The following is a 4,221-nucleotide window of genomic DNA, read 5'->3' on the forward strand; positions in this document are numbered from 1 at the left end:
TTATTTCCATCGCGGCCTGCGTGGTGATTTATACCCTGGTCGGTTTTGCTGTCTCCAGCAATCTGTCACTGGCTGAAATCATCGAAACCCGGGACTATTCTCTTGCCGCAGCCGCGCGACCGGCGCTTGGGCAGTACGCCGTGTGGTTCACCATTGCCATCGCGATGATGGCCACTGCCGGAGGCATTCTTGCCAGCATTTTCGCTGTATCGCGCATGTTGGCCATGCTCTCCGAAATGAAACTGGTCCCGCACAGCCACTTCGGCATGCCAGGCAGCATCCAGAAACACACGCTGGTCTACACTGTGGTTCTGGGGGTGATACTGACCGCCTTTTTTGATCTTTCACGCATTGCGGCGCTGGGTATCGTGTTCTACCTGATTATGGACATTGCGATCCACTGGGGCGTTCTTCGGTATTTGCGTGCAGATGTGAACGCCAGGGCATGGGTGCCAACCATGGCCATCCTGCTGGATCTGCTGGCACTCGGCGGGTTTGTCTGGGTCAAACTGAATACCGATCCCTTTGTCATCGGGGTTGCCGTTGTCACCATGATTGTTATTGCAGTGGCGGAACAGATCTTCCTTAAAAAGTCCGGAGAAGCTGCAGGCTCAGGCCATGAACACCATCACTAGTCATAAATATCAGATACGGAGGATAAGCACATGATGGAAGGCAATATGTATGGTCACACAATGTGGGGAGGGCACTGGCTGTGGATGCTGGTTTTCGCAATCGTGGCCATTATTCCGGCCTGGCGTATATGCCAGCGTATTGGGTATCCGGGTGCACTGGGGCTGCTGATAGTAATTCCTTTAGTGAACCTTTCCTGCTTTATTTTCTTGCGTTCAGTGAGTGGCAGGCTAACCGGAACGGAAAGTCCGGAGAATAGAACATGAGCCTTCTGGAGCAATACGCCCTGTTGCTGGCGCTGGCAATCGGCATTGTTGGCAGCGTTTTCTGTCTGTATACGCTCGCCCGCGCGATAGGCCCGACACGTAAGGAGTCGGGCAAGGATGTGCCGGCGAGTTCCGGAGTCTTGTCTCGGGATCCGGTGTGGGGGCGCTATCACGCCCGGTACTACGGTTACGCGTTGCTGTTTCTGGCCTTCGATATGGAGATGGCTTTCATGTACCCGTGGGCAGTTGTGTACAAGGAAGTGGGAATGGTTGCGTTGCTTGATATGGGCGTGTTTCTGGCCATTCTGTTTCTTGGCCTGCTTTACGGATGGAGCCAAGGGGCTTTCAGGCGGCAATGAGTTCTGATCCGGCAATAAACGCAACGGGCGCACGGCAGAAGCGGCCGTCATTTTTGCACAAGCTGGTTTCCCGGGCACTGGCCCGTAACCTGAGTTGCCTGGTCGTTCCCGGTCCGGAGGTTGCGCTGGCACATGGTCTGGACGTACCCGCTGCAGGCTTGCTCATCAGCACCACGCCGCGCGATGCCAGCGTACTCCTGATCGTCGGTGAGCTGTCAGAAAAAATGGGCGATGCTGTGGCCGTGCTCTACGCCCAGATGCCACGGCCGCGAGCCATTCTCATGGTAGGTGGGCAGACACCATCAACTTTACCCGGTGCCGATATTTCCGCAGGTCTGTCGCAAGAGAAGCTGACCGAAGCCGTAGGTAAACTACAGCGCGCATTTGTCGACGGTGCCTTTGCGGAATCGCCGGAGGATTTTGACGCCGATGTTCTGCATGCCAGAATCGAGTATGTCTGCCCCATGCACCCGGAGGTCGTTGAAGACGAGCCGGGCAGTTGCCCCAAATGCGGCATGGACCTGGTAGCGCGCGAAGCCGGGGAATCTACCCCTGAGGGCGGCCACGATCACGAGCACGACCATGCACAGGAAAATACCGGGACCGAATATACCTGTCCCATGCACCCGGAGATCGTCCGGGACGGGCCGGGCAGCTGCCCCAAGTGCGGGATGGATCTGGTAGTCCGTGAGGACGCTGAAGATGAGGGCGACTCCGAGGAGAGCTCTGGCCACGATCATGAGCATCACCACGATCATCAGCACCATCATGATCACGAACATCAACATGGCGAATCTGACGACCACTCAGAACATGAACATTCCGGGCATGATCAAGGTGAACACGATCACAGTGGACACGATCATGGTGCCTCGGGATTCATGTCGATGATTGAAGTCACTAAAGACCTGCCCCGCAGCGCCGACGGCCTGCAGATGGACTGGCTTGAGGTGCCATTCGGCCCGGTCTTTCCTGGCTTGCCCGGTGGTCTGAAGTTGACGCTGACGCTCGACGGCGATGGCGTAACCGAAGGGCGGGCGACCTCCCTGGTGGGTATGACCGCCGAAGGTGAAGAGGGTGAAGGGAGCCAGGAAAGTAAAGAGATGGATGCTGATACATTCATCGAGCATCTGTCCTCAGCAATGCCGTTGGCGCCTGTGAGCTACCGTCTGCTGGCCTGTCTGGCAATCGAGCAAGCGGCTGGGCTGAATGACGATCAGGCGACCACTCAGGCCCGCAGTGGCGCCCTTGAGCGTGAGCGCATCGCCAGTCACCTGGGTTGGCTGGCACAAGTGGGGCGCCAGCTCGGCTTCGCCTGGCTGACGCAGCGGGCTTCAACTCTGCAGCTGCAGGTCAGAGACGCTGATCGGAACAGGCTTGCTGAGCTGGAGCCAGTGCTGCGCACATTGGGTGCCCGCCTTGAGCGAACGCCTTTGCTCAAATCGCGGCTGAAGGGTATCGGCGTACTGTCATCGAAATCTTCTGCTCTGCGCGGCCCTGTAGCGCGTGCTGCGGATGAAGGCGGAGATGCCTGGGCACGTCTGTGGCAACGTCTGGCCCAAATTTCGGCCAGCCTCGAACTCATTAGGTCGAGCGGGGAGCCCGAGCTGCCATCCCTGCGCGACATTGGCGATGTGTCAGGAACCGGTGAGGCAGCCGTTGACACTCCACGCGGCGAGGCCCGGTTAAGCTTGAAACTGGAACGTGGCCAGGTGAAATCCTACAAACTGGACACCGCCTGCAGTCACCATATCGACCTGGTGCCGAAGCTTGTCGAGGGCAAGGAACTGGGCGATGCGCTGTTGGCAATCGGGTCGCTGGACCTGTCGCCCTGGGAGGTAATCTCGTGACCGTCGTTATCGTTTTGCTCGCCTTGCTTGGCAGCGCCTGGCTGCTGGCCGTGATTGAGGGCTGGATCACAACGGGCCGCCTGAGTCCGGCCGCGCCACTATACAGCGGCTTGGCGCACATCGGCCGTGAGTCCATTGTGCCGCGCTCGCCAGACCGGGTATTTTTCGAGGCGGCGCCGGTGCTGCTATTGGTTGTGGCGGTGCTTGGTATGGCGGTCCTGCCGCTGGCGCCGGATCTGGTCATCGCGGACCTCGGCACCGGCGGGCTCTTCATCAACGCGGCCCTGGCCTATGTGCTGGTCGCGGTGATCATGGCGGGCTGGGGGCCGGATGGCGCCTACGCGATGATCGGCGGCTGGCGCTTTCTGGGCCAGCTTATTGCCTATTCCATGCTTATTGTCATGCCGATCACGGCCGTGGCCATGCGCGCTGAGTCTCTGGTGAACACTGCAATCGTTGGTTCCCAGGCGGGTCTGTGGAACATTGTCTATCAGCCCCTGGGATTCGTGCTGTTTTTCATTGCCGCCATGGCGCTTGCGTTTCGCGCGCCATTCGATCTGCCCACCGCGGAGGGGGAGCTTGGCGGAGGTGTGGATGCCGAGTACACCGGCGTCCGCCTGGCAGTGTTGCGCCTAGCCCGCTTGACACTGGTGGTTACGCTGGCCTCCGCAACCACGGTGTTCTACCTCGGTGGCTGGCACGGCCCGCTGCTGCCGCCCTGGGCCTGGAGCCTGATCAAGGCCCTGGCCGTGGCCGTGTCGATGCTGCTGGCCGGTCGTTACCTGCCACGCATTCGCGAGGCGGATCTGATGCGGTGGTGCTGGATTCTGGGCATCCCTCTGGCACTGGTTAATATCATTATTGTCGGTTTACTGATCCTGGTGGTTCCCTGATGCACGCACAGGCTTTTTTCGTTGCCGTTTTCGGGCTGGCCGCCATCGGCTTTGGCGTAGTGGTGTTTCGCACGTCATCCATGGTCCGTTCCGCGCTGGCGCTGCTGTTTTCACAGACTGCCGTCGGCTGCATGTTTCTGGCGATGCAGACCGAATTTCTGGGTGTACTGCAGATCATGATGATGGCCACGGAGATGAGCATCATGGCCATCTTCATGGT

At 59.1% G+C, this 4,221-nt stretch carries 4 protein-coding genes and 2 pseudogenes; all 6 read left to right on the top strand.

Annotation, left to right across the window (positions count from 1 at the left end; translation table 11 throughout):
• Window positions 1-635: APC family permease (locus B2W52_RS11685; protein ID WP_476738532.1), on the top strand; the 635-nt coding region annotated here is incomplete at its 5' end.
• 30 nt (window positions 636-665) lie between these two features.
• Window positions 666-892, top strand: a pseudogene (locus B2W52_RS11690) (hypothetical protein).
• 3 nt (window positions 893-895) lie between these two features.
• Entirely contained in the window at window positions 896-1,258 is a 363-nt protein-coding gene (locus B2W52_RS11695; RefSeq protein ID WP_119440983.1) for an NADH-quinone oxidoreductase subunit A, read from the top strand.
• Window positions 1,255-3,108: a heavy metal-binding domain-containing protein gene (locus B2W52_RS22315; protein WP_218972841.1), complete on the top strand. Its 1,854-nt coding sequence runs from the start codon at window positions 1,255-1,257 to the stop codon at window positions 3,106-3,108. Before B2W52_RS11695 ends, B2W52_RS22315 begins: the two co-directional genes overlap by 4 nt.
• On the top strand, window positions 3,105-4,001 hold the full coding sequence (locus B2W52_RS11710; RefSeq protein ID WP_286803188.1) for a complex I subunit 1/NuoH family protein: 897 nt from the start codon (window positions 3,105-3,107) through the stop codon (window positions 3,999-4,001). Before B2W52_RS22315 ends, B2W52_RS11710 begins: the two co-directional genes overlap by 4 nt.
• Window positions 4,001-4,221: pseudogene (locus B2W52_RS11715) on the top strand (NADH-quinone oxidoreductase subunit J); the annotation flags it as partial. The gene B2W52_RS11710 and the pseudogene B2W52_RS11715, both read left to right, overlap by 1 nt.

This window comes from Marinobacter sp. UBA2498, from assembly GCF_002341575.1.
GTDB classification, from domain to species: domain Bacteria; phylum Pseudomonadota; class Gammaproteobacteria; order Pseudomonadales; family Oleiphilaceae; genus Marinobacter; species Marinobacter manganoxydans.

Excerpts from the sequence above, each read along its gene's own strand:
- B2W52_RS11695 (WP_119440983.1), top strand. The coding sequence starts at position 896 with ATGAGCCTTCTGGAGCAATACGCCCTGTTGCTGGCGCTGGCAATCGGC.
- B2W52_RS22315 (WP_218972841.1), top strand. The coding sequence starts at position 1,255 with ATGAGTTCTGATCCGGCAATAAACGCAACGGGCGCACGGCAGAAGCGG.